33 protein-coding genes are annotated in these 25,897 nt (G+C 61.3%); 13 read left to right on the top strand and 20 right to left on the bottom strand.

Annotated elements, in window-relative coordinates; translation table 11 throughout:
- The first annotated feature begins 280 nt into the window (after positions 1-280).
- The 4 genes from ftsY to rpoH all read left to right on the top strand — a co-directional run bounded on the left by ftsY (position 281) and on the right by rpoH (position 4,461).
- Entirely contained in the window at positions 281-1,801 is a 1,521-nt protein-coding gene (gene ftsY, locus AC27VU_RS14390) for a signal recognition particle-docking protein FtsY (protein WP_488724310.1), read from the top strand.
- A complete protein-coding gene (gene ftsE / locus AC27VU_RS14385; RefSeq protein WP_003229148.1) occupies positions 1,798-2,469 on the top strand; it encodes a cell division ATP-binding protein FtsE in 672 nt (223 codons plus the stop codon). Before ftsY ends, ftsE begins: the two co-directional genes overlap by 4 nt.
- Entirely contained in the window at positions 2,466-3,491 is a 1,026-nt protein-coding gene (gene ftsX / locus AC27VU_RS14380; protein ID WP_103521233.1) for a permease-like cell division protein FtsX, read from the top strand. The genes ftsE and ftsX overlap by 4 nt, the downstream gene beginning before the upstream one ends.
- Before the next feature lie 115 nt (positions 3,492-3,606).
- Entirely contained in the window at positions 3,607-4,461 is an 855-nt protein-coding gene (gene rpoH / locus AC27VU_RS14375) for an RNA polymerase sigma factor RpoH (protein ID WP_003229146.1), read from the top strand.
- Positions 4,462-4,658: 197 nt separating this feature from the next.
- Here rpoH and mtgA read toward each other — a convergent pair whose 3' ends face one another.
- Positions 4,659-5,381: a monofunctional biosynthetic peptidoglycan transglycosylase gene (mtgA, locus tag AC27VU_RS14370; RefSeq protein ID WP_003229145.1), complete on the bottom strand. Its 723-nt coding sequence runs from the start codon at positions 5,379-5,381 to the stop codon at positions 4,659-4,661.
- 74 nt (positions 5,382-5,455) lie between these two features.
- On the opposite strand from mtgA, the gene AC27VU_RS14365 reads away from it, so the two are divergent.
- The 4 genes from AC27VU_RS14365 to trmB all read left to right on the top strand — a co-directional run bounded on the left by AC27VU_RS14365 (position 5,456) and on the right by trmB (position 7,697).
- Positions 5,456-5,827, top strand: coding sequence for a DUF423 domain-containing protein (locus AC27VU_RS14365; protein ID WP_103521232.1), 372 nt, complete (start codon positions 5,456-5,458; stop codon positions 5,825-5,827).
- Positions 5,828-5,906: 79 nt separating this feature from the next.
- On the top strand, positions 5,907-6,107 hold the full coding sequence (gene thiS / locus AC27VU_RS14360; RefSeq protein WP_338800236.1) for a sulfur carrier protein ThiS: 201 nt from the start codon (positions 5,907-5,909) through the stop codon (positions 6,105-6,107).
- Positions 6,108-6,167: 60 nt separating this feature from the next.
- Positions 6,168-6,962: a thiazole synthase gene (locus tag AC27VU_RS14355; RefSeq protein WP_488724309.1), complete on the top strand. Its 795-nt coding sequence runs from the start codon at positions 6,168-6,170 to the stop codon at positions 6,960-6,962.
- A gap of 9 nt (positions 6,963-6,971) precedes the next feature.
- Complete coding sequence (gene trmB, locus AC27VU_RS14350; RefSeq protein WP_047297147.1) at positions 6,972-7,697, top strand: tRNA (guanosine(46)-N7)-methyltransferase TrmB; 726 nt, start codon at positions 6,972-6,974, stop codon at positions 7,695-7,697.
- A 129-nt stretch (positions 7,698-7,826) separates the two neighbouring features.
- On the opposite strand, the gene AC27VU_RS14345 is transcribed toward trmB, so the two are convergent.
- From AC27VU_RS14345 to AC27VU_RS14295, 11 genes are all read right to left on the bottom strand, one after another.
- Positions 7,827-8,363, bottom strand: coding sequence for an RNA 2'-phosphotransferase (locus AC27VU_RS14345; RefSeq protein WP_488724336.1), 537 nt, complete (start codon positions 8,361-8,363; stop codon positions 7,827-7,829).
- A gap of 22 nt (positions 8,364-8,385) precedes the next feature.
- A complete protein-coding gene (locus AC27VU_RS14340; RefSeq protein ID WP_003229134.1) occupies positions 8,386-8,709 on the bottom strand; it encodes a DUF3392 domain-containing protein in 324 nt (107 codons plus the stop codon).
- Positions 8,710-8,737: 28 nt separating this feature from the next.
- On the bottom strand, positions 8,738-9,943 hold the full coding sequence (gene hemW, locus AC27VU_RS14335; protein ID WP_488724308.1) for a radical SAM family heme chaperone HemW: 1,206 nt from the start codon (positions 9,941-9,943) through the stop codon (positions 8,738-8,740).
- Positions 9,940-10,536 carry an RdgB/HAM1 family non-canonical purine NTP pyrophosphatase gene (gene rdgB / locus AC27VU_RS14330; RefSeq protein WP_003229130.1) on the bottom strand — a complete coding sequence of 199 codons (597 nt, stop codon included), beginning with the start codon at positions 10,534-10,536 and terminating at the stop codon, positions 9,940-9,942. The genes hemW and rdgB overlap by 4 nt, the downstream gene beginning before the upstream one ends.
- Positions 10,533-10,967 carry a DUF4426 domain-containing protein gene (locus tag AC27VU_RS14325; RefSeq protein WP_103521229.1) on the bottom strand — a complete coding sequence of 145 codons (435 nt, stop codon included), beginning with the start codon at positions 10,965-10,967 and terminating at the stop codon, positions 10,533-10,535. The genes rdgB and AC27VU_RS14325 overlap by 4 nt, the downstream gene beginning before the upstream one ends.
- A 26-nt stretch (positions 10,968-10,993) precedes the next feature.
- Positions 10,994-11,614 (bottom strand): methionine biosynthesis protein MetW, encoded by a 621-nt coding sequence (gene metW, locus AC27VU_RS14320; protein WP_003229126.1) that lies wholly within the window; start codon positions 11,612-11,614, stop codon positions 10,994-10,996.
- A 7-nt stretch (positions 11,615-11,621) separates the two neighbouring features.
- The gene (gene metX, locus AC27VU_RS14315) at positions 11,622-12,761 is read right to left on the bottom strand and encodes a homoserine O-succinyltransferase MetX (RefSeq protein ID WP_488724307.1); all 1,140 of its coding nucleotides are present in this window, start codon (positions 12,759-12,761) and stop codon (positions 11,622-11,624) included.
- A 195-nt stretch (positions 12,762-12,956) separates the two neighbouring features.
- Complete coding sequence (locus AC27VU_RS14310) at positions 12,957-13,250, bottom strand: DUF167 domain-containing protein (protein WP_262142936.1); 294 nt, start codon at positions 13,248-13,250, stop codon at positions 12,957-12,959.
- On the bottom strand, positions 13,247-13,837 hold the full coding sequence (locus AC27VU_RS14305) for a YggT family protein (RefSeq protein ID WP_488724306.1): 591 nt from the start codon (positions 13,835-13,837) through the stop codon (positions 13,247-13,249). The genes AC27VU_RS14310 and AC27VU_RS14305 overlap by 4 nt, the downstream gene beginning before the upstream one ends.
- Positions 13,838-13,847: 10 nt before the next feature.
- Positions 13,848-14,666, bottom strand: a complete 819-nt coding sequence (gene proC / locus AC27VU_RS14300; protein WP_488724305.1) for a pyrroline-5-carboxylate reductase — start codon at positions 14,664-14,666, stop codon at positions 13,848-13,850.
- Positions 14,667-14,694: 28 nt separating this feature from the next.
- A complete protein-coding gene (locus AC27VU_RS14295) occupies positions 14,695-15,381 on the bottom strand; it encodes a YggS family pyridoxal phosphate-dependent enzyme (protein ID WP_003229116.1) in 687 nt (228 codons plus the stop codon).
- A gap of 56 nt (positions 15,382-15,437) precedes the next feature.
- Between AC27VU_RS14295 and AC27VU_RS14290 the strand changes: the two genes are divergently transcribed.
- Positions 15,438-16,472, top strand: coding sequence for a type IV pilus twitching motility protein PilT (locus AC27VU_RS14290; protein WP_103485177.1), 1,035 nt, complete (start codon positions 15,438-15,440; stop codon positions 16,470-16,472).
- 132 nt (positions 16,473-16,604) lie between these two features.
- Here AC27VU_RS14290 and AC27VU_RS14285 read toward each other — a convergent pair whose 3' ends face one another.
- Complete coding sequence (locus tag AC27VU_RS14285; protein ID WP_488724304.1) at positions 16,605-17,231, bottom strand: C40 family peptidase; 627 nt, start codon at positions 17,229-17,231, stop codon at positions 16,605-16,607.
- A 248-nt stretch (positions 17,232-17,479) separates the two neighbouring features.
- Between AC27VU_RS14285 and AC27VU_RS14280 the strand changes: the two genes are divergently transcribed.
- Positions 17,480-17,911 (top strand): NINE protein, encoded by a 432-nt coding sequence (locus AC27VU_RS14280; RefSeq protein ID WP_041063521.1) that lies wholly within the window; start codon positions 17,480-17,482, stop codon positions 17,909-17,911.
- A gap of 107 nt (positions 17,912-18,018) precedes the next feature.
- On the opposite strand, the gene AC27VU_RS14275 is transcribed toward AC27VU_RS14280, so the two are convergent.
- The 7 genes from AC27VU_RS14275 to gshB form a co-directional block, all read right to left on the bottom strand.
- Complete coding sequence (locus tag AC27VU_RS14275) at positions 18,019-19,290, bottom strand: dihydroorotase (RefSeq protein WP_488724303.1); 1,272 nt, start codon at positions 19,288-19,290, stop codon at positions 18,019-18,021.
- Entirely contained in the window at positions 19,287-20,291 is a 1,005-nt protein-coding gene (locus AC27VU_RS14270) for an aspartate carbamoyltransferase catalytic subunit (RefSeq protein ID WP_003229107.1), read from the bottom strand. The genes AC27VU_RS14275 and AC27VU_RS14270 overlap by 4 nt, the downstream gene beginning before the upstream one ends.
- 28 nt (positions 20,292-20,319) lie before the next feature.
- Positions 20,320-20,826: a bifunctional pyr operon transcriptional regulator/uracil phosphoribosyltransferase PyrR gene (gene pyrR, locus AC27VU_RS14265; protein WP_003229104.1), complete on the bottom strand. Its 507-nt coding sequence runs from the start codon at positions 20,824-20,826 to the stop codon at positions 20,320-20,322.
- An 80-nt stretch (positions 20,827-20,906) separates the two neighbouring features.
- Positions 20,907-21,344 (bottom strand): Holliday junction resolvase RuvX, encoded by a 438-nt coding sequence (gene ruvX, locus AC27VU_RS14260; protein ID WP_003229101.1) that lies wholly within the window; start codon positions 21,342-21,344, stop codon positions 20,907-20,909.
- On the bottom strand, positions 21,344-21,916 hold the full coding sequence (locus AC27VU_RS14255) for a YqgE/AlgH family protein (protein WP_401064725.1): 573 nt from the start codon (positions 21,914-21,916) through the stop codon (positions 21,344-21,346). The genes ruvX and AC27VU_RS14255 overlap by 1 nt, the downstream gene beginning before the upstream one ends.
- Positions 21,917-22,127: 211 nt before the next feature.
- Positions 22,128-23,027 carry an energy transducer TonB gene (locus tag AC27VU_RS14250; protein WP_003229097.1) on the bottom strand — a complete coding sequence of 300 codons (900 nt, stop codon included), beginning with the start codon at positions 23,025-23,027 and terminating at the stop codon, positions 22,128-22,130.
- Between the two features lie 107 nt (positions 23,028-23,134).
- Positions 23,135-24,106 carry a glutathione synthase gene (gshB, locus tag AC27VU_RS14245; protein ID WP_003229095.1) on the bottom strand — a complete coding sequence of 324 codons (972 nt, stop codon included), beginning with the start codon at positions 24,104-24,106 and terminating at the stop codon, positions 23,135-23,137.
- A 225-nt stretch (positions 24,107-24,331) separates the two neighbouring features.
- Between gshB and pilG the strand changes: the two genes are divergently transcribed.
- Genes pilG through AC27VU_RS14230 form a run of 3 tightly spaced genes read left to right on the top strand, consistent with a single transcriptional unit; the run spans position 24,332 to position 25,712 of the window.
- A complete protein-coding gene (pilG, locus tag AC27VU_RS14240; RefSeq protein ID WP_003229093.1) occupies positions 24,332-24,736 on the top strand; it encodes a twitching motility response regulator PilG in 405 nt (134 codons plus the stop codon).
- A gap of 60 nt (positions 24,737-24,796) precedes the next feature.
- A complete protein-coding gene (gene pilH, locus AC27VU_RS14235) occupies positions 24,797-25,162 on the top strand; it encodes a twitching motility response regulator PilH (RefSeq protein ID WP_003229091.1) in 366 nt (121 codons plus the stop codon).
- Positions 25,163-25,172: 10 nt separating this feature from the next.
- Positions 25,173-25,712, top strand: coding sequence for a chemotaxis protein CheW (locus AC27VU_RS14230; RefSeq protein ID WP_007964098.1), 540 nt, complete (start codon positions 25,173-25,175; stop codon positions 25,710-25,712).
- Positions 25,713-25,897: the final 185 nt, after the last annotated feature.

Here is a 25,897-nt window from a genome sequence, read left to right as displayed (position 1 = left end):
TACTGATCCGTTTTACCGGCGACCACGCCTATCAGGTTTTCAGGCCTGAACCGGCTGTATGGGTTTGCGGCAGAAAGCTGCGGTTTATCGACTAGACTTCGCTTTTTCGCCGATTTTGCCGGTTTAGTCCTTCGTTTATACGATTCTTTGAGGTGCCGCTGGCGCCTCGACAAAATGTTGCGCGTGAACAAGCTGGATGAAACACAGTCTGTTCTGCATCGAATATTTATTTGCCGGGGCGCCCTTATGGCGCGTCGCTACCGTGAGATAGCCGTCCTCCATGTTTGGTTCCAACGACGACAAGAAGACCCCAGCTGCGGCTGGCGAGAAGAAAAGCCTGTTCGGATGGCTGCGTAAGAAACCGCAGGAACCCGTCGTCGAACAGCCGCCCGTGATTCCTGAGCCGGCTCCGACGCCAGCGCCTGCTATAGAAGAAGAGCCGGCGCCGATCGTGCTGCCGATTGCCGAGCCGGTGCTGCAACCGGTTGAGCCCGAGCCAGAACCTGAAACCCCGGTGGCGGCCGAGCTGCCACTGACCCCGGCGGCCGAGCCGTGGCTGACCTTGCCGGTGGCCGAAGAGCCGGTGGCCTTGGTCGAAGAGGCCGCGCCGCATGTGACGCCGCCGATTCCGGCGCCTGCCGCGTTCGTCCCTGAGGTCGCTCCGGCGCCAGTGGTTGAGCCGGTTGTCGAGCCTGCGCCGGTTGTTGCCGAGCCGGCGGCCCCGGTGTTCGTTGCCCCTGTTTCGCCGGTCGTTCAGCAGCCCGAGCCCGAGCCTGCACCCTCACCTGCACCGGTCGTCGCTGCTCCGGTTGTGCCGCTGGAAGTGGTTGCTGAAACGCCAGTCGAAGCCCCGCGCAGCGAAGAAACCAAAGTCGGCTTCTTCACCCGCCTCAAGCAAGGCCTGTCGAAAACCAGCGCCAGCATCGGCGAGGGCATGGCCAGCCTGTTTCTCGGCCGTAAAACCATCGATGACGACCTGCTCGATGAGCTGGAAACCCGCCTGCTGACCGCCGATGTCGGTGTCGAAGCCACCACCCAGATCATCCAGCGCCTGACCCAGAAGGTCGCACGTAAAGAGCTGGCCGACGCCGATGCGCTGTACAAGTCGTTGCAGGCCGAGCTGGCGGCGATGCTCAAGCCGGTCGAGCAGCCGCTGAAAATTGCCTCGCAGAACAAGCCGTTCGTGATTCTGGTGGTCGGCGTCAATGGCGCTGGCAAGACCACCACCATCGGCAAACTGGCGAAGAAGCTGCAACTGGAAGGCAAGAAAGTCATGCTCGCCGCCGGTGACACCTTCCGCGCCGCTGCCGTTGAGCAGCTGCAGGTCTGGGGCGAGCGCAACAAGATCCCGGTGATCGCCCAGCACACCGGCGCCGACTCTGCTTCGGTGATCTTCGACGCCGTGCAGGCCGCCAAGGCCCGTGGCATCGACGTGCTGATCGCCGACACCGCCGGTCGTCTGCACACCAAAGACAACCTGATGGAAGAGCTGAAGAAAGTTCGCCGGGTGATCGGCAAGCTCGACGCCGACGCGCCGCACGAAGTGCTGCTGGTGCTCGACGCCGGCACCGGTCAGAACGCGATCAACCAGGCCAAGCAATTCAACCAGACCGTCGAACTGACTGGCCTGGCGCTGACCAAACTGGACGGTACCGCCAAGGGCGGGGTGATTTTCGCCCTGGCCAAGCAGTTTGGCCTGCCGATCCGCTACATCGGCGTCGGTGAAGGCATCGACGATCTGCGTACCTTTGAAGCCGAACCCTTTGTCCAGGCACTGTTTGCCGAGCGGGAGCGTTCATGATTCGTTTCGAACAGGTCGGTAAACGCTACCCGAACGGTCACGTCGGCTTGCATGAGCTGAGCTTTCGAGTCCGTCGTGGCGAGTTTCTGTTTGTCACCGGTCACTCCGGTGCCGGTAAGTCCACGTTGTTGCGCCTGTTGCTGGCGATGGAGCGTCCGACCAGCGGCAAACTGCTGCTGGCCGGGCAGGATCTGAGCACCATCAGCAACGCGCAGATTCCGTTCCTGCGTCGGCAGATTGGTGTGGTGTTCCAGAATCACCAGTTGCTGTTCGATCGCACGGTGTTCAACAACGTCGCGCTGCCGCTGCAGATTCTCGGCTTGTCCAAGGCCGAAATCGCCAAGCGCGTCGATTCGGCGCTGGAGCGCGTGGCGTTGTCGGATAAAACCGATTTGTACCCGGGCGACCTGTCCACCGGTCAGCAACAGCGCGTCGGCATCGCCCGCGCCATCGTGCACCGTCCGGCCCTGCTGCTGGCGGACGAACCGACCGGTAACCTCGACCCGCGTCTGGCGGCCGAGATCATGGGCGTGTTCGAAGACATCAATAGGCTGGGCACCAGCGTGCTGATCGCCAGTCACGACCTGGCCCTGATTGCGCGTATGCGCCACCGCATGCTGACCTTGCAGCGCGGCCGATTGATCGGCGACGGGGAGGCCGGCGTATGAGTGCGACACGCAGTCCGAAGGTTTCCGAGCGCGTGGCCCCGAAAGCCGCCGATCCGCAGCCGCCGAAGAAGAAAAAACACGACGATGACGACGGCCCGGACTTTTCCACGCTGTTGCGTTCGTGGATCGAAAGTCATCGTGCCAGCCTGCTCGACAGCCTGCGTCGCCTCGGCAAGCAGCCGATCGGCAGCTTTTTCACCTGCATGGTGATGGCCGTGGCGTTGAGCCTGCCGATGGGCCTGTCGCTGCTGATCAACAACGTCGAGCGTCTCGGCGGTTCGTGGCAGCGTGCGGCGCAGATTTCGCTGTACCTGCAGCTGGATGCCACACCGGCGCAGGGTGAGGCGTTGCGCGAGCAGATCAAAGGCATGCCCGGCGTTGCTGATGCCGAATATGTCGGTCGTGATCAGGCGCTGGAAGAGTTTCAGCAGCAGTCCGGTCTGGGCGAAGCCCTGCGCGAGCTGCCGGAGAACCCGCTGCCGGGCGTGGTGCTGGTGACCCCGAACGAGGTCGACAAGCCGACTCTGGAAGCATTAAGACAAAAACTTTCCGAGCTGCCCAAGGTACAACAGGCGCAACTTGATCTAGTCTGGGTCGAGCGTCTGGCCGCTATCCTCAAGCTCGGTGATCGTTTTGTCTTCGGTCTGACAGTGCTGCTGGTTTCTGCATTACTTTTGGTGATAGGCAATACCATTCGTCTTCATATTGAAAACCGCCGCACAGAGATAGAAGTGATTAAACTCGTCGGCGGCACTGACAGCTATGTACGTCGTCCCTTTCTTTATATGGGCGCGTTGTATGGCTTCGGTGCGGGTGTTCTGTCCTGGGGAGTGCTGGCGTTCGGCCTCAACTGGCTGAACGACGCGGTGGTTGGACTGGCCGGTTTGTACGGCAGTGATTTCGCGCTGGCCGGAGTGCCAGTTGCCGACGGTCTGTCGCTCTTGCTTGGCGCGGTGCTGTTGGGTTATATCGGTGCATGGATTGCAGTCGCACGTCATCTCAGGGAGCTGGCGCCGAAGTAGAATCTTTTTTGCGCGTGATTGACCTTGCGGTTTTTTTGGGAACTTGTACTTGAATTCCCGGTCAATTTTTCGCAGTGCCGAGAGGCACGAGTATGTAAGTGGGAGGTTTTTTCGCATGACCAATTCTTTGCAACCTGCGTATGCGTTGGTTCCGGGTGCGAACCTGGAAGCCTATGTGCACACCGTCAACAGCATTCCATTGCTGACGCCGGAGCAGGAGCGTGAACTGGCCGAGAGTCTCTACTATGAGCAGGATTTGGGGGCGGCTCGGCAGATGGTGCTCGCCCACCTGCGTTTTGTCGTACACATTGCCCGTAGCTATTCCGGCTACGGTCTGGCTCAGGCTGACCTGATCCAGGAAGGCAACGTCGGCCTGATGAAGGCCGTGAAGCGCTTCAACCCGGAAATGGGTGTGCGTCTGGTGTCGTTCGCCGTGCACTGGATCAAGGCGGAAATTCACGAGTTCATCCTGCGCAACTGGCGCATTGTGAAAGTCGCGACCACCAAGGCCCAGCGCAAGCTGTTCTTCAACCTGCGCAGCCAGAAGAAACGTCTGGCGTGGCTGAACAACGAGGAAGTCCACCGTGTGGCGGAAAGCCTCGGCGTCGAACCACGTGAAGTGCGCGAGATGGAAAGTCGTCTGACCGGTCATGACATGGCCTTCGATCCGGCTGCTGAAGCCGATGACGACAGTGCTTTCCAGTCGCCGGCCAACTACCTGGAAGACCACCGGTACGACCCGGCGCGTCAACTGGAAGATGCCGACTGGAGCGACAACTCCAACCACAACCTGCACGAAGCGCTGGAAGTGCTGGACGAACGTAGCCGCGACATCCTCTACCAGCGCTGGCTGGCAGAAGAGAAAGCCACGCTGCACGACCTGGCGCAGAAGTACAACGTGTCGGCCGAGCGAATCCGTCAGCTCGAGAAGAGCGCGATGAACAAGCTCAAGTTGTCGATCGCCGCATAACCGGCGCTCAGGCAATAAAAAACGCCCCGATCAGCAATGATCGGGGCGTTTTCATTTCTGTTTCAACACAAATTCCTGTAGGAGTGAGCCTGCTCGCGAATGCGGTTTATCAGTGACATCAATGCAAGCTGACACACCGCTTTCGCGAGCAAGCCCGCTCCCACAGTGATTGATGGTGTCTGAATAATTGAATGTGGTTATTCGGCCCAAGGCGCCCGGCGCGAATCGTTGAGCCCCAGCAGATAGCTGGTCCCGCCCAACTGGCTCATCTGCTGCCGAATCCACCCGGCCCGGCGTGACACATAAGCCGTAGGATGGCTGGCGCTCCACACTCGCGGATTGGGCAGCACCGCCGCCAGATAACTCGCCTGCTGCCGCGATAACGACTTGGCGCTCACGCCAAAGTGATGGCGTGCCGCCGCTTCGGCACCAAACACCCCGTCGTCCCACTCGACGCTGTTCAGATAAACCTCAAGAATCCGCTGCTTGGGCCAGAACACCTCGATCAGCGCGGTAAACCACGCCTCCAGGCCTTTGCGCAGATAACTGCGGCCCGACCACAAAAACAGGTTCTTGGAGACTTGCTGGCTCAAGGTGCTGGCGCCGCGAATCGAACCGCCGAGCTCGTTGTGGGCCAATGCAGCCTGGATCGCGCCGAAGTCAAAACCCCAGTGCTCGGGAAATTTCTGGTCTTCGCCGGCCATGACCGCGACCTTGAGGTCGTCGGAGATCTCGTCCCACGGCTTCCAGGTGCGCTGCAGGTCAATCGGCTCGCCGTCGACCCAGGATTCGATCTTGCGCTCGACCATCAGCGCCGTGCCCGGCGGTGGCACGAAGCGAAACAGCAACACCAGCAATACACTGCCGCCCGCGAACCAGAGCAGGGCCTTCGTGAGACGACGCAAAAGTGAACGCAGCATAGAGATGGCTTGGCCGAACCGATAGAGCGGGCCATTATACAGACCCTGCCGAACGAGTCTGACTGGAGTTCCACATGCTGCGTGGCTTTCTGATGCTGGCCGCTTTCTTTGGTTTTACCGGTGTGGGCCTGGGCGCCTTCGCCGCTCATGGCCTGAAGAGCCGCCTGACCCCCGAGTATCTGGCGATTTTCCACACCGGCGTGACCTATCAACTGGTGCACACCCTGGCGCTGCTCGGCGTTGCGCTGCTCGCCACGCAGATTCAGGGACGTCTGGTGACCTGGGCCGGTATTTCGTTCGCCGTCGGCATCCTGTTGTTCTCGGGCAGTCTGTATGTGCTGACCACCACCGGCATCAGCAAGCTCGGCATCATTACCCCGTTCGGCGGTCTGGCGTTTCTGCTCGGCTGGCTGTGCCTTGGACTGGCCGCCTGGCGCCTGCAGTAACCGCTTGACGCTTGGTGCTGACCTTTAGGTCATGATCGGGCTAGAATGCCACCCCCTAAAAATGATGGCGGCCTGGCGCATGCGCATTCAGTTGAACGGTGAATCCCTTGAACTGCCCGATGGTGAAACCGTTGCGGCCCTGATCACCCGCCTGGAACTGACCGGACGCCGGGTAGCAGTCGAACTCAATCTGGACATCGTTCCACGCAGCCAGCATGCCGACACCGTGCTCAACGACGGCGACAACGTCGAAGTGGTGCACGCCATCGGCGGCGGCTAGCCGCCGGGTCCGCAAGGGCACAGAATTCTGCAAGACCCTCACCCTTTAAGAGGATTCCCCATGAGCATCGTTCGTAGCGACAAGCCTTTCGTTCTGGCCGGTCGTACTTACCAGTCGCGTTTGCTGGTCGGTACCGGCAAGTACCGTGACATGGAAGAAACCCGTCAGGCCATCGAAGCCTCGGGTGCCGAGATCGTCACCTTCGCCGTGCGCCGCACTAATCTGGGCCAGATCGAAGGCGAGCCGAACCTGCTCGACGTGCTGTCGCCGGATCGCTACACCTTCCTGCCGAACACCGCCGGTTGCTACGACGCTATCGAAGCCGTGCGCACCTGCCGCCTGGCCCGTGAGCTGCTCGATGGTCACAACCTGGTGAAGTTGGAAGTGCTGGCCGACCAGAAAACCCTGTTCCCCAACGTGATCGAAACCCTCAAGGCCGCAGAAACGCTGGTCAAGGAAGGCTTCGACGTGATGGTTTACACCAGTGATGACCCGATCATCGCCCGGCAACTGGCGGAAATCGGCTGCATCGCGGTCATGCCGCTGGCCGGTCTGATCGGTTCCGGTCTGGGGATCTGCAACCCGTACAACCTGCAGATCATCCTCGAAGAAGCGAAAATTCCGGTGCTGGTGGATGCCGGTGTCGGTACCGCTTCCGACGCCACCATCGCCATGGAACTGGGCTGTGACGCCGTGCTGATGAACTCGGCCATCGCCCACGCCCAGCACCCGGTGATGATGGCCCAAGCCATGCAACACGCGATCGTCGCGGGCCGCCTGGCCTACCTCGCCGGCCGCATGCCGAAAAAACTCTATGCCAGCGCCTCTTCGCCGCTGGATGGTCTGATCAAGTAAGAGCCATTGATGACTGAATCGAACGACACGCCTATCCAGACGGAAGAGGGCGACGAGCGCCAACACCGCCGCATCAAGAGTTTCGTGATGCGCGCCGGGCGCATGACCGAAGGCCAGCAACGTGGTCTGGATCAGGGCGCGCCGCTGTACGTGCTGCCGCTGGCCGACGCGCCGGTGGATTACGATCAGGTGTTCGGCCGCTCGGCGCCGCGCTCGCTGGAGATCGGTTTCGGCATGGGCCACTCGCTGCTGGAAATGGCCGCGGCGGCGCCGGATCAGGACTTCATCGGTGTGGAAGTGCACCGTCCGGGTGTCGGCGCGCTGCTCAACGGCGTGCTGACTCAGGGCCTGACCAACCTGCGGGTCTACGATTGCGATGCGATCGAAGTGCTCAACCGCTGCATCGCCGACAACAGCCTCGATCGCCTGATGCTGTTCTTCCCGGATCCATGGCACAAGAGCCGTCACCACAAGCGTCGTATCGTTCAGGCGTCCTTCGCCGAACTGGTGCGCAGCAAGCTGAAGGTAGGCGGCATCCTGCACATGGCCACCGACTGGGAGCCGTACGCCGAGTACATGCTGGAAGTGATGAACGTCGCCCCGGGCTACCGCAACCTCGCCGAAGACGGCAAGTGCGTACCACGCCCGGCCGAACGGCCGATCACCAAGTTCGAACGCCGCGGCGAACGTCTTGGGCATGGCGTGTGGGATCTGAAGTTCGAGAAAATCTCCTAAGCATCACGCAATAAAAACTGTGGGAGCGAGCTTGCTCGCGAATGCGATGGATCATTCAACGCTGAGTTGACTGACACTACGCCTTCGCGAGCAAGCTCGCTCCCACAGTTGTTTTGGGTGTTCGAGAAATTACAGGGTAGAGATGAAGCGCACCGGTACATGCTCTGTCAGCCAAACGCCGTTTTCGGCCTGATAGAACTTCAAACCCTGTTCTTCCATTTGTCGTGCGGCGACTTTCAAAATCACCACGGTACCGTAGCGCTGCCCGACCGCCTTAGCGGTGTCGATGTCTTGGGAAAGGTGCACGTGATGGCGTGATCCCGGGATCAGGCCTTGTTCTTTGATTGACTCAAGAAAGCGCGTCGCCGTGCCGTGATACAGCATTTGCGGGGGCTGTTTCTGCTCAAACTGCAGATCCACGCTTTTCGTTGAATGGCCCTGAACCGCACGAATCAGTTGGCCGTCCTCGGAAATCGAGAAGCGCTTTTTGTCGCTACTTGTAACGACTGCTTCAATCAGGTCGCGATCCAGTTTACGACCGTCACCCATAGCGCCGCTGATCAGTGCGTCGATATTCGCCCAGCCTTCAGAATCCAGCGTCAGACCAACCGCCTGAGGTTCATGGCGCAACACGAAGCTGAGAAATTTGCTTGTCTCGTCCCACAGTTGTTTTGGGGGGGTATTGGATTCAGCGGCGGTCGGCGACTACGCCGATAAGGACGAGGACCACCAGCAGCACCGGCGCCAGGCTGTAGTTGTTGAACTGGCTCAGGCCCTTGACCACCCACGGTGTGGCGTAGATCAGTGCGGCGCCGCTGCCGATCACGCACAGCAGGGCCATCAGTGGCACGCGCAGGGCGCCAGCGATGCTGCCCAAACGCTGCTCGACCCAGCCTTTGAAGTCGGCGCCGAACAGCACCAGCAGGCAGCCCACCAGCGCCAGGGCGATTTCCGAAAGATTGCTGCGGCTCCAGCGGGACACGGTGGCGAGCAGATCGAGTATCAAATCCATGCGGTTTTCCTTAGGGCGGCCGTGGGGCTCAGCTCAGAAATTTCTGCAGCAAGTCGTTGAGAAACAGTTGTCCGCGCTCGGTGGCCGCCAGACGTGACGGTTCGACCTGCATCAGGCCACTTTGTTCGGCCTCGCGGCGGTGTTCGGCGAGACTTTCCAGCGGCAGGCCGGTGCGCTCGGGATACAGGTGTGATTCCACCCCTGCAGTCAGGCGCAAAGCGTTCATCAGGAACTCGAACGGCATCTCGTCATTGCTCAGGGCTTTCTCGCCGGCCTGGAAACTTTTGGCCGGGTTGAGATAGTCCTTCGGCAGGCGTGTCTTCCAGGTGCGGACGATGCGCCCGTCCGGGTGGCTGAGCTTGCCGTGGGCGCCGGCACCGATGCCGATGAAGTCGCCGAAACTCCAGTAATTGAGGTTATGCCGCGCCGGGCGCCCAGGCTGCGCGTAGGCCGAGACTTCGTATTGCGCGTAACCGTGCGCGGCCAGCAGCGCTTGCCCGGCTTCCTGAATGTCCCACAGCGTGTCGTCTTCCGGCAGCACCGGCGGCTGGTTCCAGAACACCGTGTTCGGCTCCAGTGTCAGCTGATACCAGGAGATGTGCGTCGGTTTCAGTTCGATGGCCTGGCGCAGGTCGCTCAAGGCATCGTCCAGCGACTGATCCGGCAAGCCGTGCATCAAGTCGAGGTTGAAGTTATCGAAGCCGGCCTGGCGCGCCATACCCGCCGCGCGTACCGCTTCGTCACCGTTGTGGATACGTCCGAGGGCTTCGAGTTTCTGCTGCTGGAAGCTCTGGATGCCGATCGACAGGCGATTGATCCCCAGCTTGCGATACGCAACGAACTTCTCTTGCTCGAAGGTGCCGGGATTGGCTTCCAGGGTGATCTCGATGTCGTGGGCGAACGGGATGCGCTGCTCGACGCCTTTGAGCAAGCGCCCGAGCGCTTCGGCGCTGAACAGACTCGGCGTACCGCCACCGAAGAAGATCGAACTGATTTCACGGCCGTACACCGCGTGCAGAGCCTGATCGAGATCGGCCAGCAACGCGTCGACGTATTCCTGTTCCGGCAGCACTGGGCTGGCGGTGTGCGAGTTGAAATCGCAATACGGACATTTGCGCACACACCACGGGATGTGGATGTACAGCGCCAGGGGCGGCAGCGTTGGCAGCGGCGCCCGCGGCGAAGAGGCGGCGCCGCCGATGATCAGCGACGACGCGGAGGGGGTATCGGTCATTTCAGGCCCAGACGCTGGCGCAGCAGATCCATTGCACGGGCGCGGTGGCTGATCCGGTTCTTGTCTGCCGGGCTCAGCTCGGCGCTGGACAGGTCACGCTCCGGCACCCAGAACAGCGGGTCGTAGCCGAAACCGTGCTCGCCGCTGGCGGCGGTCAGGATGCGTCCGTGCCACAGACCTTCGCAGAGAATCGGCAATGGATCATCGGCGTGACGCACCAGTGCCAGCACGCAGACGAACTGCGCGCCGCGCTCGGCTTCCGGCACATCTTTGAGGGCGTCGAGCAGTTTGGCGTTGTTCGCCGCATCGCCCTTGCCGTCGGCATACCGCGCCGAGTAGATGCCCGGTGCACCGCCGAGGAAATCCACCGCCAGACCGGAATCATCGGCCAGCGCCGGCAGGCCGGAGATGCGCGCGGCATTGCGCGCCTTGAGGATCGCGTTCTCGACGAACGACAGACCGGTTTCCTCCGGTTCGACCTTGCTCCATTCGCCGATCGAGCGCAGTTGCACCGAGTCGCCGAGCATGGCCTGGAGTTCCTTGAGTTTGCCGGCGTTATGGCTGGCCAGTACGAGCTGCTTGATGTTCATCATTCGCCGGGAAAGAGTTCTTGGTTGAAATTGATGGTGTTGATCTTGTCGCCCGTCTGCACCTTGATTTCAAAGGTGCGGGTTTCCTGTTGTTCCACCGGGTACTGGGCGATGTAGTAGATCGCGCCCTGTTCGGTGACCTGGCGGAAGTTCAGTGGCACGCTTTGGCTGGTCAGGTCCTTGACCGTGCCGGTGACGTTGGCGCTCAGCGGTTTGCCGTCCTTGATCAGCGAGACGTTGATCACACCCTGGGTCTTGCTGCGGATCAGTTCGGCCGCTTTGGCGATGTCCGGCTGCAGGTAGGTGGAGTTGAAGGTGTTGTAGTGCACCGTCACGTCGCCGAAGGTTTCCTGGCGCTCGCTTTTGATGATGTCCGCTGCCATGGCGCTGGCGCTCAGGCAGGCGGTCAGTAACAACAGGGCTAGACGACCCATGATCGTTCTCCTCGAAATGTCGTGGTTTAGACCGCGACCCGATGATCTGCAAGCACCGGGCTGCTGACGCGGTAGATACCAATCTCACCTAACAGATTAGGCCATAGCTTACTGGCCCACCCGTGACGGTGCTGTTGATCCACGGCAAGCCGATCAATGACCTTCGCATCACGTTCGCGACAAAGTTCTTCAAAGTCTTCGAAGGTGCAGAAGTGAATGTTCGGCGTGTTGTACCAGGTGTACGGCAGAAATTCCGACACCGGCATCCGGCCCTTGCTTGCCAGATACCAGCGGCAGCGCCAGTGACCGAAGTTGGGGAAGGTGATGATGCACTGACGACCGACCCGCAGCATTTCGTCGAGGATCTTGTCCGGGTAATGCACGGCTTGCAGGGCCTGGGTCATGACGACGATGTCGAAACTGTTGCTGGCGAAGTTGCCCAGCCCCTTGTCCAGGTCCTGCTCGATGACGTTGATGCCCTTGGCCACGCACTCGGCGATGTTGTCGGCGTCGTTTTCCAAGCCATAACCGGTGACGTTCTTGTTGTCGCGCAGCCAGGTCAGCAGCTCGCCGTCGCCGCAACCGAGGTCGAGCACGCGGCTGCCGGCGGGGATCCATTCCTGGATGATTTCCAGATCAGCTCTCATGGCTTGTTCACACCGTAATTCGGTTCATGTAATTGCCGAACGCCTGCAGATAGCGCGGGATCGGAATCAGGAAGGCGTCGTGGCCCTGTGGCGCGTCGATTTCCAGGTAGCTGACGTCTTTGCGTGCCGCCATCAGCGCGTCCACCAGCTCCCGCGAACGGGCCGGGGAGAAACGCCAGTCGGTGGTGAACGACATCACGCAGAACTTGGCGGTGGCGTTTTCGAAAGTTTTCGCCAGGTTATCGTCGAAGTTCGCCGCCGGATCGAAGTAGTCCAGTGCCTTGGTCATCAACAGGTAAGTGTTGGCATCGAAACGCCCGGAGAATTCTTCACCCTGATAGCGCAGGTAGCTTTCGACCTGGAACTCGACGCTGTGGAAGTCGTAGTTGAGCTTTTCGCTCTTCAGGCCGCGGCCGAATTTCTCGCCCATCGAGTCGTCGGACAGGTAGGTGATGTGCCCGACCATCCGCGCCAGCATCAGCCCGCGCTTGGGGATCACGCCCGCTTCCTGGAACGAACCGCCGTGGAACTCCGGGTCGGTAAGGATTGCCTGGCGCGCCACTTCGTTGAAGGCGATGTTCTGCGCCGACAGCTTGGGGGCCGAGGCGATGGCCAGGCAGTGGCGCACGCGATCCGGGTAGGTGATGGTCCACTGCAGCGCCTGCATGCCGCCCAGGCTGCCGCCGATCACTGCGGCAAACTGACGAATGCCGAGCAAGTCAGCCAGACGCGCCTGACTGTGCACCCAGTCTTCGACGGTGAGCACCGGGAAATCGGCGCCGAACGGCTTGCCGGTTTCCGGGTTGATACTGCTCGGGCCGGTGGAGCCGTTGCAGCCGCCCAGATTGTTCAGGCTGACCACGAAGAACTTATTGGTGTCGATCGGTTTGCCCGGGCCGATGCAGCTGTCCCACCAACCGGGCTTGCGGTCGTCGAGGCTGTGATAGCCGGCAGCGTGATGGTGACCAGACAAGGCGTGGCAGATCAGCACGGCGTTGCTCGCCTGTGCGTTCAGCGTGCCGTAGGTTTCGTAGATCAGGTCGTAGGCAGGCAGCGAACGGCCACAGGCCAGAGCCAGAGGTTCACTGAAGTGCGCCGTTTGCGGCGTCACCAGACCAACAGAATCGGGGGGAAAGGCAGCTGGCATCGACCCTGCTCTCGTTGAAATGAGGCGTAAGTCTAAAGAGCATGGGGGTTAGCGGCAAGCAACGATCGGGCCTGTTTGTTCGCTTTGGACCGAGGCGCGGCCATTCGCGAGCAAGCCCGCTCCCACATTGGATTTGTGTCGATCACAGAACCAGTGTGGGAGCGGGCTTGCTCGCGAATGGGGCTACTCGGTGGATCAGGCTGGACGCACCAATCCCGCCAACTCCGGCAGCTTCTTCGGCGCACAGATCTTCACCCGTTTCTGCCGGTTCAACTCGCCGCTGAGCAAGCTGACCTGGCTCTTGGAAACCCCAAACGCCTTGGCCAGAAAGCCCATCAGATACGCATTGGCCTTGCCCTCGACCGGCGGCGCGGTGAGGCGGATCTTCAGGCGGTCACCGTGCAGCCCGGCGAAATCATCGCTACGGGCTGCCGGTTGCAGGTGACATTCGAGGATCAGATCGTCCCCATCCCAGCGAAACCAGCTCACATCAGCAGGCGCAGGATGTCCGGCATCATGGTCATTGCCGCCAGATTGTTGATCACCAGCATGTCGATCAGCTTCAGCGCCAGAAAGGCGAAGATCGGCGACAGGTCGAGACCGCCGAGGTTCGGCAGGATGCGGCGGAACGGTGCCAGCGCCGGCTCGCAGATCTGGTTCACCAGTTCAGCGCCCGGGTTGTGGCTTCCCGGGGCGACCCACGACAGGATCACGCTGATGATCAGGGCGAAGAAGAAGATCTTCAGGAACAGCGCGGTGACGCCGATGATCGACCAGATAAACAGTTGCAGCGGGTTGCCGGTGGTGCCGTAGGTCAGCAGCAGCGTCAGGGCCATCAGCGCCAACTGCACCAGAATCGCCAGCACCAGCGAGGACATGTCGAGGCCGAAGATGCTCGGGATGACCCGGCGCAGTGGCTTGAGCAGCGGCTGGGTAGCCTTGACCACGAATTGGCACAGCGGGTTGTAGAAGTTCGCGCGCACCAGTTGCAGGACGAAGCGCAGCAGCACGATCAGCAGGTACAGACTGCCGAGGGTTTGCAGCACGTAAACCGCTGCAGTGTTCAATCCAATCATGTAAGGCTCCTTATTTGCCCAGTTGTTCGGCCATTTCGGCCGAGCGGTGCGCGGCGGCGCCGAGTGCTTTTTCTACCAGGGCTTCGAAGCCGTTAGCCTGGAATGATTTGATCGCGGCCTCTGTGGTGCCGTTTGGCGAGGTCACGCGGCGGCGCAGTTCGGCAGCGTCGACATCGCTGGATACCGCCATGTGCGCGGCGCCCAGAGCCGTTTGCAGGGTCAGTTGCTCGGCGATTTCCTTTGGCAGGCCGAGTTTGACGCCAGCGGCGGTCATCGCTTCGATCAGCAGGAAGAAGTACGCCGGGCCGGAACCGGAGACGGCGGTCACCGCATCGAGTTGCTGCTCTTCGTTCAACCACAGCGCGATGCCCACGGCGGACAGCAGCTCCTCAGCCTGCTGACGCTGCTCGGCGGTCACTTCGCTGGTGGCGTACAGGCCGCTGACGCCCTGACGTAGCAGCGCCGGGGTGTTGGGCATGCAGCGCACCATCGGCTGCTCGCCGAGCCATGCGGTCATGCTCGCGCAAGTGATGCCGGCGGCGATCGACACCACCAGTTGCTGCGGTTTCAGGCTTGGGCGGATGGCTTCGCACACGGCTTTCATCGCCTGTGGCTTGACCGCCAGCACGATCACGTCGACGCCATCGATGGCCTGAGCGTTGTCGGCGAAGGTTTCGATGCCGTGTTCGGCGCTGACGCGTTGGCGGGTTTCTTCGCCCGGATCGCTGGCGCGAATCTGGCTGGCTTGCAGACCCTTGGCCCGCAGGCCGCCGATCAGGCTGGCGGCCATGTTGCCGGCACCGATAAAGGCAATGCGTGTGTTGCTCATGTCAGGTCCTTTTTCAGATGGCTGTCGGTCATTGCTGACCGTAATCTCTGGCGCCAAACAGCGCGGTACCGATCCGCACCCACGTGGCGCCTTGGGCGATGGCCGACTCGAGGTCGTGGCTCATGCCCATGGAAAGTGTGTCGAGCGGCAGATTCAGGCTGGCCTGCAAACGTTGCACGGCAGCAAAAGCGGCATCCTGTTCGGCGCGATCTTCGGTCGGCTCGGGAATCGCCATCAGCCCGCGCAGTTTCAGCCGGGGCAGGGCGCTGATGGCCTCGGCCAGCGCCGGCAGGTCGGCCGGGGTGCAGCCGGACTTGCTGGCTTCACCGCTGACGTTGACCTGAATGCAGATGTTCAGCGGCGGCAGCTCGGCCGGGCGCTGTTCGGACAGGCGTTGGGCGATTTTCAGACGATCCACGGAGTGCACCCAGTCGAAATGCTCGGCGATGGCGCGAGTCTTGTTCGATTGAATGGGGCCGATGAAGTGCCAGATCAAGGGCAGGTCGGCCAGCTCGAGCTGTTTGCCCAGGGCTTCCTGCAGATAGTTCTCGCCAAAGTCACGCAGGCCGGCGGCGTAGGCTTCACGCAGGTCCTGCGCCGGTTTGGTCTTGCTCACGGCCAGCAACTGGATGCTGTGTTCATCGCGGTTTGCAGCTTTGGCCGCTGCCTGGATACGCGAACTAACCTGAAGAATGTTGTCTGCTATCGTGGACATCAAGAGGCGCCGGCGGTCTGAAGGTTCGCGGCATTCTACTGGAATTGAGGGACGCTATGGATATCACTGAACTGCTGGCGTTCAGCGCCAAACAGGGCGCTTCCGACCTGCACCTGTCGGCCGGTCTGCCGCCGATGATCCGCGTCGATGGCGATGTGCGGCGGATCAATCTGCCGGCGCTGGATCACAAACAAGTGCACGAATTGATCTACGACATCATGAATGACACCCAGCGGGTCGACTTCGAGAAACACCTGGAAACGGATTTCTCGTTCGAAGTCCCCGGCGTCGCGCGCTTTCGGGTCAATGCGTTCAATCAGAACCGTGGCGCTGGCGCGGTGTTTCGCACCATTCCCTCGAAAGTGCTGAGCATGGAAGACCTCGGCATGGGCGACGTCTTTCGCAAGATCACCGATGCCCCGCGCGGGCTGGTGCTGGTGACCGGGCCGACCGGGTCCGGCAAATCCACCACGTTGGCGGCGATGATCGACTACCTCAACACCCATCGTCACCACCACATCCTCACCATCGAAGACCCGATCGAGTTCGTCCACGAATCGCGCAAATGCCTGATCAATCAGCGCGAAGTCCATCGCGATACCCGCAGCTTCGCCACGGCGTTGCGCTCGGCGCTGCGCGAAGACCCGGATGTGATTCTGGTGGGCGAGATGCGCGACCTGGAAACCATTCGCCTGGCCCTGACCGCTGCCGAGACCGGGCATCTGGTGTTCGGCACGCTGCACACGACGTCAGCCGCCAAGACCATCGACCGTATTGTCGATGTGTTCCCGGGCGACGAGAAGTCCATGGTGCGTTCGATGCTGTCCGAGTCATTGCTGGCGGTGGTGTCGCAGACCCTGATCAAGAAGATCGGCGGCGGACGGGTGGCGGCGCACGAGATCATGCTGGGAACGTCGGCGATCCGGAACCTGATCCGCGAGGACAAGGTGGCGCAGATGTATTCGGCGATTCAGACCGGCGGGTCGTTGGGGATGCAGACACTCGACATGTGCCTGAAGGAGCTGGTGACCAAGGGCCTGATCAGCCGCGAGCATGCGCGGGAGAAGGCGCGTACGCCGGATAATTTCTGAGAGAGGCTTGTGTTGCTTTCACTGGCCTCTTCGCGAGCAAGCCCGCTCCCACATTGGAATGCATTTCCATGTGGGAGCGGGCTTGCTCGCGAAGGGGTCAGTACTGCTTGAACAGATTCTGGATCAGTCAACTCAGCGCTGAACCACACGCATCTGCTTGCTAGCCGGTTCTTTCGGCAACACACGCTTGGCAACCACGTAATGCTGTTCCCAGTACGGCTTGTTCAGCGTATCGATGCTCACCGCTTTGCCACGACGTGGGGCGTGGATGAAGCGGTCGTTGCCCAGGTAGATGGCAACGTGGTTGACCCGACGGCTCTTGATGTTGAAGAAAATCAGGTCGCCCGGTTTCAGATCCTTGCGTTCGACTTTCTCGCCATGACCGCTGGCCATCGCGTTGGACGTACGTGGCAGGTCGAAGGTCGCGTCGTTGAACGCATATTTCACCAGACCACTGCAATCGAACCCTTTACTTGGGCTGCTGCCGCCCCAACGATAAGGAGTACCAAGGACGTTCACCGCACGGCTCAGGACGTTGCTGCTTTCCTTATTTGCCATCGGTGGCACCAGCTTGCCGTGGTTCTTGCTGGCGAGCGTGGTGTGTTTCGTTTGTTTGCTGCTCTTGCTCGAAGGAGCCGAAGCGTGGGATTTAGGGGTGAAACCGTTAACGTTGGGAAGACGTTGCTCACGATTGGTGGCGTGGGCGGCCAGTGGCATTAATAGGCAAATAGTTAGCCATGTCTTGAAAAATGGTCGCATTAGGCGTGGCTCTTATGTGGTAGCGCGCAACTTTATAACAGCTTTTTCGTCCCTTCCGAGGCCGTTGGTCGATTCCATCTGAGGGCAACGGAACCAAACAAGCGGCAAATGGACGCAATTGTCGGACAGAAGTCCGGTGCTATAAGGCTTTGACGGACGACACGGTAACATTTGCCGTACGTCGGCCACATGTAAAAAAGTCACAAAGAATTAAAGAAAATTTATCTATTGGGTGAATCGAGGTCTTCATGAACCGCTATCAGCAGGTTGCTGCACCGCAGGATACGCACAGCAAAATCATCGGGTATCTGCTGTGGATTTTTGGTTTCACCGGCGCGCACCGCTTCTATTACGGCAAGCCGGTGACCGGGACGATCTGGTTCTTCACCTTCGGTCTGCTGGGTATTGGCTGGCTGATCGACGTGTTCCTGATCCCGGCGATGGATCGCGAGGCGGATCTGCGTTTCACCGCAGGGCCGATCGAATACAACGTGGCGTGGATTCTGCTGACGTTCCTGGGCGTATTCGGCGTGCACCGGATGTACCAGGGCAAGTGGATCAGCGGCTTGCTGTATCTGCTGACCGGCGGGTTGTTCTTTGTCGGCGTGTTGTATGACTTCTGGACCCTGAATGATCAGGTTTCGGTGCGTAACGCGCAGAACAGAGGCGCCTTCCAGTAATTGTGGCGAGGGAGCTTGCTCCCGCTGGGCCGCGAAGCGGCCCCTCTCTTGATCCAAAAGAAGGTCTGCTGCGCAGCCCGGCGGGAGCAAGCTCCCTCGCCACAGAGTTACGCCTGGTGGCTGATCCGCCCATCCACCAAGGTGTAGCGCACCACACCTGGCAAACTATGCCCAAGGAACGGGCAGTTCTCGCCCTTCGACAGCCAGCCTTCGCCGGCCACGGTGGACGCCTTCGGGTCGAACAGTACGATATCCGCCGCACCGCCCACCGCCAGTTTGCCCGCCGGCAGACGCAGCGCATCCGCAGGGCCGGCACTCAGGCGCGCCAGCAGGGTCGCCAGATCCAGCAAGCCATCCTCAACCAGCGTCATCGCCAGCGGCAGCAGCAATTCAACACTGCTGATGCCCGGCTCGGTCGCGCCGAACGGTGCCAGTTTGGCGTCGCGCTCATGCGGTTGGTGATGGCTGGAAATCGCCGAAATCACCCCGGATTTCACCGCTTCGCGCAGGCCGTCGCGGTCGGCGCGGGTGCGCAGCGGCGGTTGCACGTGATACAGGCTGCTGAAGTCGATCAGCGCTTCGTCGGTGAGGATCAACTGATACAGGGCGACATCCGCCGTGACCTTCAAGCCACGGGCCTGCGCCTGGGCGATCAGGGCCACGCCGCGCGCGCTGGTCAGTTGGCTGAAGTGCGCGCGCACGCCGGTCTGCTCGACCAGCAGCAGATCGCGAGCGAGGGCCACGGTTTCCGCGGTTTCCGGAATCCCCGGCAGACCGAGGAAACTGGCGACCGGGCCTTCATGGGCCAGACCGCCATCCGCCAGATCGTGATCCTGCGAATTGAAAATCACCGTCAGGTCGAAGGTGGCTGCGTACTCCAGCGCCCGGCACAGGGTGCGGGTGTTGCGGAAACTCTCCAGACCGTTGCCGAACGCCACACAACCGGCGTCGCGCAGCGCCACCAGTTCGGCCAGTTGCTCGCCGTCCAGACCTTTGCTCAGCGCGCCAATCGGGAACACCTTGGTGTTGCCGGCCTCGCGGGCGCGGTCGAGGATCAGTTCGGCCACGGCCGAAGTGTCGAGCACCGGTTTGGTCTTCGGTGGGCAGCACAGGCTGGTCACGCCGCCGGCCGCAGCCGCGCGGGTTTCGCTGGCGATGCTGCCTTTGCGGCTGTAACCCGGTTCGCGCAGGGCCACGTTCAGGTCGACCAGGCCCGGTGCGGCGACCAGCCCGCTGGCGTCGATGGTTTCTACTGCGGTGAAACCGGCCGGTGCGGCGCCGAGGGCGACGATCTTGCAGGCTTCAACGTGGATGTCGGTGATTTGATCCAGGCCGCTGCTTGGATCGATGACGCGGGCGCCGAGAATGCTGAGCTTCACTGGGCGTTCTCCTGCTCGAATTGACGTTGCGCTGTTTGCCCGCTCATGGCCATCGACAGCACGGCCATGCGGATGGCGATGCCGTAGGTGACTTGATTGAGGATCACCGAGTGCGGGCCGTCGGCCACTGCGGACTCGATCTCTACCCCACGGTTGATCGGCCCCGGGTGCATGACGATGCAATCGGGTTTGGCCCCGGCCAGACGCGCGGTGGTCAGGCCGAACAGGCGGTAGAACTCGCCTTCGCTCGGCAGCAGGCCGCCGGTCATGCGCTCACGCTGCAGGCGCAGCATGATCACCACGTCGACGTCCTTCAGGCCTTCGTTCATGTCGGTGTAGACCTTGACGCCGTACTGCTCGATGCCGATCGGCAGCAGAGTCTTCGGCGCGATCACGCGGATGTCCGGGCAGCCGAGGGTCTTCAGGGCGAGCATGTTCGAACGCGCCACTCGCGAGTGCAGGATGTCGCCGACGATCGCCACCGAGAGGTTTTCGAAACCGCCCTTGTGCCGACGGATGGTGAGCATGTCGAGCATGCCCTGGGTCGGGTGCGCGTGGCGGCCGTCGCCGCCGTTGATGATCGCCACCTGCGGGCAGACGTGCTCGGCGATGAAGTGCGCGGCGCCGGAGTCACCGTGGCGCACGACGAACATGTCGGCAGCCATCGCTTCGAGGTTGCGCAGGGTGTCGAGCAGGGTTTCACCTTTGCTGGCCGAGGAGGTCGACACGTTCAGCGTGATCACGTCCGCCGACAGCCGCTGGGCCGCCAGTTCGAAGGTGGTGCGGGTGCGGGTGGAGTTTTCGAAGAACACGTTGCACACGGTCTTGCCGCGCAGCAACGGGACCTTCTTCACCGCCCGGGCACCGACTTCGAGGAACGAGTCGGCAGTGTCGAGGATTTCCGTCAGCAACTCGCGGCGCAGGCCGTCGAGCGAGAGGAAGTGGCGCAGCTGGCCCTGATCATTGAGCTGCAGCGGGCGCTTGGTATCTAGAGGCGTCATCGCGAGGGGGACTCTCAATAAGGGCGGGTTAAGGATTCAGGTCTTGCAGTTCGAGCGTCAGCGGCTCCGGGCCGGACAGCTTGACGCGCTCGTTGGCGGCCAGCGACAGGGTCGCGCCGACCACGTTCGGGCGGATCGGCAGTTCGCCAGCGTCCAGGTCGAGCAGGCAGACCAGGGTCACGCTGGCCGGGCGGCCGTAGTCGAACAATTCGTTCATGGCGGCGCGGATGGTCCGGCCGCTCATCAGTACGTCATCGATCAGCACCAGATGCTGGCCTTCGATCTCGAAGGGCAGGGCCGACGGGCGCACTTGCGGGTGCAGGCCGTTCTGGCTGAAGTCGTCGCGGTAGAAGGAAACATCCAGCGTGCCCAGCGGCGCGTCGCTGGCCAATTCCTTGAGCAGGGCCTGCGCGACCCAGATGCCACCGGTGCGGATGCCGATGTAACGCGGTTCGCGGATATCACGCTGTGCCAGGTGCGCCTTGAGGCGGATCGCCATCTGGCTGATCAGATCGGCGGGATTGGGCAGGCTCATGGTTGCTCCTTCTTGGGGCCGAGCCGGGTCCTTGGACGCGGCTCGGGTCGTAGCTCAAAAGAAAAGCGCCGAAGCGCTTGTCAGGATTCAAACAATGCAGTGTTTTCGTCGAGCCAGCCTTGCAGCAGCAGGGCGGCGGCGATGGCGTCCACCGGGTTGTCGCGGTAACTGCCTTTCTGCCCGCCACGCACCAGTCGCTCACCCTTGGCTTCAAAGGTGGTCAGGCGTTCGTCGTGGGTATAGAAGGGCACATTGAAGCGGCCATTGAGGCGCCGGGCGAATTTCTCCGCGCGCAGGCACATCTCGCTCGGCGTGCCGTCCATGTTCAGCGGCAGGCCGACCACCACAGCGTCGGGTTTCCATTCCTTGAACAGCGCTTCGACCTGATTCCAGTCGGGCACGCCGTTCTGCGCTTTCAAGGTGCACAGCTCGCGGGCCTGGCCGGTAATCACCTGGCCGACCGCAACGCCAATCTGTTTGGTGCCGTAGTCGAAGCCGAGAATCAGGCGCAGGGCCATCAGGCGTGCCCCGCCTGACTGGTCAGCAGGCTGAGGTTGATCCCCAGATGCCGTGCCGCCGCTTCCAGACGCAGCTCGCTGCTGGTGTTGAACAGGATGTCGGCGTCGTACGGGCAGGTCAGCCAGGCGTTGTCGGCCAGTTCGGCCTCCAGTTGCCCGGCTTCCCAACCGGCATAGCCGAGGGCGATCAGGCTTTTCGCCGGGCCCACACCGTCGGCGATGGCGAACAGCACATCCTGGGACGTGGACAGCGCCAGATCACCGTCCAGCTCGACGGTGGCCTGAAAGGTCTTGCCCGCCGGGTGCAGGACAAAGCCGCGATCGGTCTGCACCGGGCCACCAATGAAGATCGGCACATGCTGGCACAGCGCTGGCGGGTCGATGTCCGGGCGCAATTGCTCGAGGATGTCAGCCAGATTCAGCTCTTGCGGTCGATTGACCACCAGCCCCATGGCGCCATTGGCCGTGTGCTCGACGATGTAGGTCAAGGTGTGGGCAAAGTTCGGGTCGGCCATGTGTGGCATGGCGATCAGGAAGTGATGCTTGAGGTAGCTGGGGCTGACGTTTTTCATGAGCGATAGTGTGGCGTTCAAGGGGCGAACTGACAAGCTGGGGATGCGTTGCGAATGGTCTTCCCGCCCACTGTGGCGAGGGAGCTTGCTCCCGCTCGGCTGCGCAGCAGTCGTAAAAACTGATATCTCGGTGTATCTGATAAATGCAGGGGGCCGCTTCGCAGCCCAGCGGGAGCAAGCTCCCTCGCCACAAAAGCCCTTATGCAGGCGGTCAGTTGCTGGAAAGCTTGTCGCCCCGGGCAAATTTCCAGGTGCGGATGATTTCCAGTCGGTCGATATCCGACAGATCGCCGGTAAACGGCGCGAACGGTGCCGCCAGTCGGACGATGCGCTGCGCCGCCTGATCCAGCAGCGGCTGGCCGGAGGATTCGAGCACCAGCACTTCATACAGCGAGCCGTCGCGGTTGATCGAGACCATCAGCCGCAGGTTGCCGTAGATCTGCTTGCGCCGCGCTTCTTCCGGGTAATTGAGGTTGCCGATGCGCTCGACCTTCTTGCGCCAGTCGTCCTTATACCAGGCACCCTTGTCGCGCATGGTCGAGGCGGCGCTCAAACGGTGAATGCGCGGGCGCTTGGCGTACAGCTGCTGTTCGTTGGCCAGTTCCGCTTCGAGGCTGGCGATGTCGCTGGACAGCTGCGAGCTGTCGAACGTCGGCGCGTTGACCGCAGGTTTGGTCTCGGTCCTGGTTTCTTCTTTTTTGGTCGGCGCCTTTTGCTGTTTCGGCGCCACCGTGGTCACTGCAGCCTTGGGCGCGGCTTCGCGCACTTCCGGTTTGGCGGCCGGGGGCGGGGTGACTTTCTTGACCTGATTGTCCTGGAACGGCGCGACCTCGGTGGTCTTGGGGATCGCCTTCTTGTCGAGGGTGCCGCTGCCTTCCTGGTTTTCCTGAGCGAGGAAATCAGCCTTTTTCGGCTTGGTTTCGCTCTTGAAGGTGGCAAGGGTGATTTCCAGGGTTTTACTGATCTGCTTGGGCTCGACCATGGTAAAGCCGACACCGAGCAGCAGCGCCAAATGAATCAGCGCCGCGAGAAACAGGGTAAATCCGAGGCGATCGGCCGGGCGCACGCCACGATGGGCGAGTTCTGCGGGCAGATCGGACGGGAGGGTCATGACAAGAAAACCAACATCGCGTTTTTCAGAGGCTGCGCATGATAACGCAATGTTGGTTTCACGCCTTGGGCTTCACGCTTCAAGCGACAAGCTGCATGTGACACACGTCAAGCTTGCGGCTTTTTGCCGGCGGCTTGCAGCTTCTTGTCGATCGCGTCCATCAGCAGGCCGCCGATGTCGGTACCGAAAGCGTTGTCGATTTCGCGGATGCAGGTCGGGCTGGTGACGTTGATTTCGGTGAGGTTTTCACCGATCACGTCCAGACCGACGAACAGCAGGCCTTTCTCGCGCAGAGTCGGGCCGACCTGGGCGGCGATCCAGCGATCCTTGTCGGTCAGCGGCCGCGCTTCGCCACGACCACCGGCCGCGAGGTTGCCACGGGTTTCGCCTTGGGCCGGAATCCGCGCCAGGCAGTAATCCACCGGCTCACCGTCGATCATCAGGATGCGCTTGTCGCCGTCCTTGATCGCCGGCAGGTAGGCCTGGCCCATGATCTGCTGGTTGCCGAGGGCGGTCAGGGTTTCGAGGATCACCGACAGGTTCGGATCGCCTGCGCGGTGGCGGAAAATCGAAGTGCCACCCATGCCGTCCAGCGGCTTGAGGATCACGTCACCGTGCTTGGCGGCGAATTCGCGCAGCACATCGGCGCGGCGGCTGACCACGGTTGGCGGGGTGCACTGCGGGAACAGCGTGGCGAACAGTTTTTCGTTGCAGTCGCGCAGGCTCTGCGGCTTGTTGACCACCAGCACGCCGGCGGTTTCGGCCTGTTCCAGCAGGTAGGTGGAGTAGACGAACTCCATGTCGAACGGTGGATCCTTGCGCATCAGGATCACGTCCAGATCGCTCAGCAGGTTGTCCTGCTCGGCGTCCAGTTCGAACCATTTTTCCGGGTTGGCGAAGACTTTCAGCGGCTTCATGCGCGCCCGGGCCTGACCTTCGGCCTGATACAGGTCGCGCTGTTCCATGTAGAACAGTTCCCAGCCACGTTTCTGCGCGGCCAGCAGCATGGCCAGCGAGCTATCCTTTTTATAGGAAATGCTGGCGATAGGGTCCATGACAATCCCGACGCGAACGCTCATTGGGTTTTCCTCGAAAATTGGCTACCGGATCGGTATTGAAAAAGTGCCGCCAGAGTGGCGCCGGGCGGGTTTTCGGTCAAGGAAAAACCCGTCGATAGATTGCTTCTGGAGACTGTGCTAAAAAGGCTGGCATATCGTGCTGGCCCTTGAGCATCAAGGGTTTCCAGCCATTACTCATTGCAAAACGGACAATTTGATTCGCAAAGGCGACGGTAGAGCCCCCTTATGGAACAGCAGTCCAGCGCCTTGAAGGTCATGGTGATCGATGACTCGAAAACGATTCGTCGCACCGCCGAAACACTGTTGAAAAATGTGGGCTGCGAAGTCATCACGGCGATTGATGGTTTTGACGCTTTGGCGAAGATCGCCGACCACCACCCCGGGATCATTTTTGTCGACATCATGATGCCGCGTCTGGATGGTTATCAGACCTGCGCTTTAATCAAGAACAACAGTGCGTTCAAGGCCACGCCGGTGATCATGCTGTCGTCGCGTGACGGGCTGTTCGACAAGGCCAAGGGGCGGATTGTCGGTTCTGATCAATTTTTGACCAAGCCTTTCAGCAAGGAAGAACTGCTCGACGCGATTCAGGCCCACGTTCCGGGCTTTGCCGCCGTTTTGCCGCAGTAAGACACGTACAGTGACGCTCGGCCAGCGGGCCGGATGTCGACAAGAAAAATGGGGAAGACCATGGCACGTATCCTGATCGTCGATGATTCGCCGACTGAAATGTACAAACTCACCGGCATGCTCGAAAAGCACGGCCATGAAGTGCTCAAGGCCGAAAACGGCGCCGACGGCGTGGCCCTGGCCCGTCAGGAAAAGCCCGACGCGGTCTTGATGGACATCGTCATGCCCGGCCTCAATGGCTTCCAGGCCACCCGGCAACTGACCAAGGATGCCGAGACCAGCCATATTCCGGTGATCATCATCACCACCAAGGATCAGGAAACCGACAAGGTCTGGGGTACGCGCCAGGGCGCGAAGGATTACCTGACCAAACCGGTCGAAGAAGACACCCTGATCAAGACCCTGAACAACGTGCTGGCCGGTTGATCGCGCCGCCATGAACCAGTCGCTGACCGCGTTCGAGCTGCTGTGGCAGATCGACCAGCGCTGCCGCCTGCTGGCGGCGGACCTGCCGTCGCAGCCCGGCCGTCAGGATCGCTGGAGCGGCATCGGCTTTCGCCTCGGCGAGCACTGGTACGTGACGCCAATGGGCGAGGTCAGCGAAGTGCTGCACGAACCGCGCTGCACTCAGTTGCCCGGGGTCAAGCCGTGGGTCAAAGGGGTGGCTAACCTGCGTGGGCGCTTGCTGCCGATCATGGACCTGTGCGGCTTCTTCGGCCATGAGCTGTCGCCGCTGCGCAAACAGCGGCGGGTATTGGTGGTGGAGCACAACGACGTGTTCGCCGGGTTGCTGGTGGATGAGGTGTTCGGTTTGCAGCACTTCGAGCAGGACAGCTTCGAGCCGATCTCGATCAGCAAGCGCCAGGGTTCCAAGGCGGAGTTCGTCAAAGGCTATTTCCGGCGCGAGCAGAACTGGCGGGTGTTCAGCCTGTTTGCACTGGCCAAATCGCCGGTGTTCATGAGCGTTGCGATATAACCGAAGCACCATAAATCTATGGGGTGGGGGTCTGTGGCGAGGGGATTTATCCCCGATGGTTGGCGAAGCCAACCCAAAACCTGCATTCGCGATGTGCCAGATACAACTCAGTTTTGGGGCCGCTGCGCGACCCATCGGGGATAAATCCCCTCACCACAAATCCCACAGTGGACCGTGGCAGGTTT

Source organism: Pseudomonas sp. 14P5.3.2 (assembly GCF_057799175.1).
The sequence above is the reverse complement of the archived record's forward strand: the minus strand, read 5'-3'. Positions and strand labels throughout refer to the sequence as shown.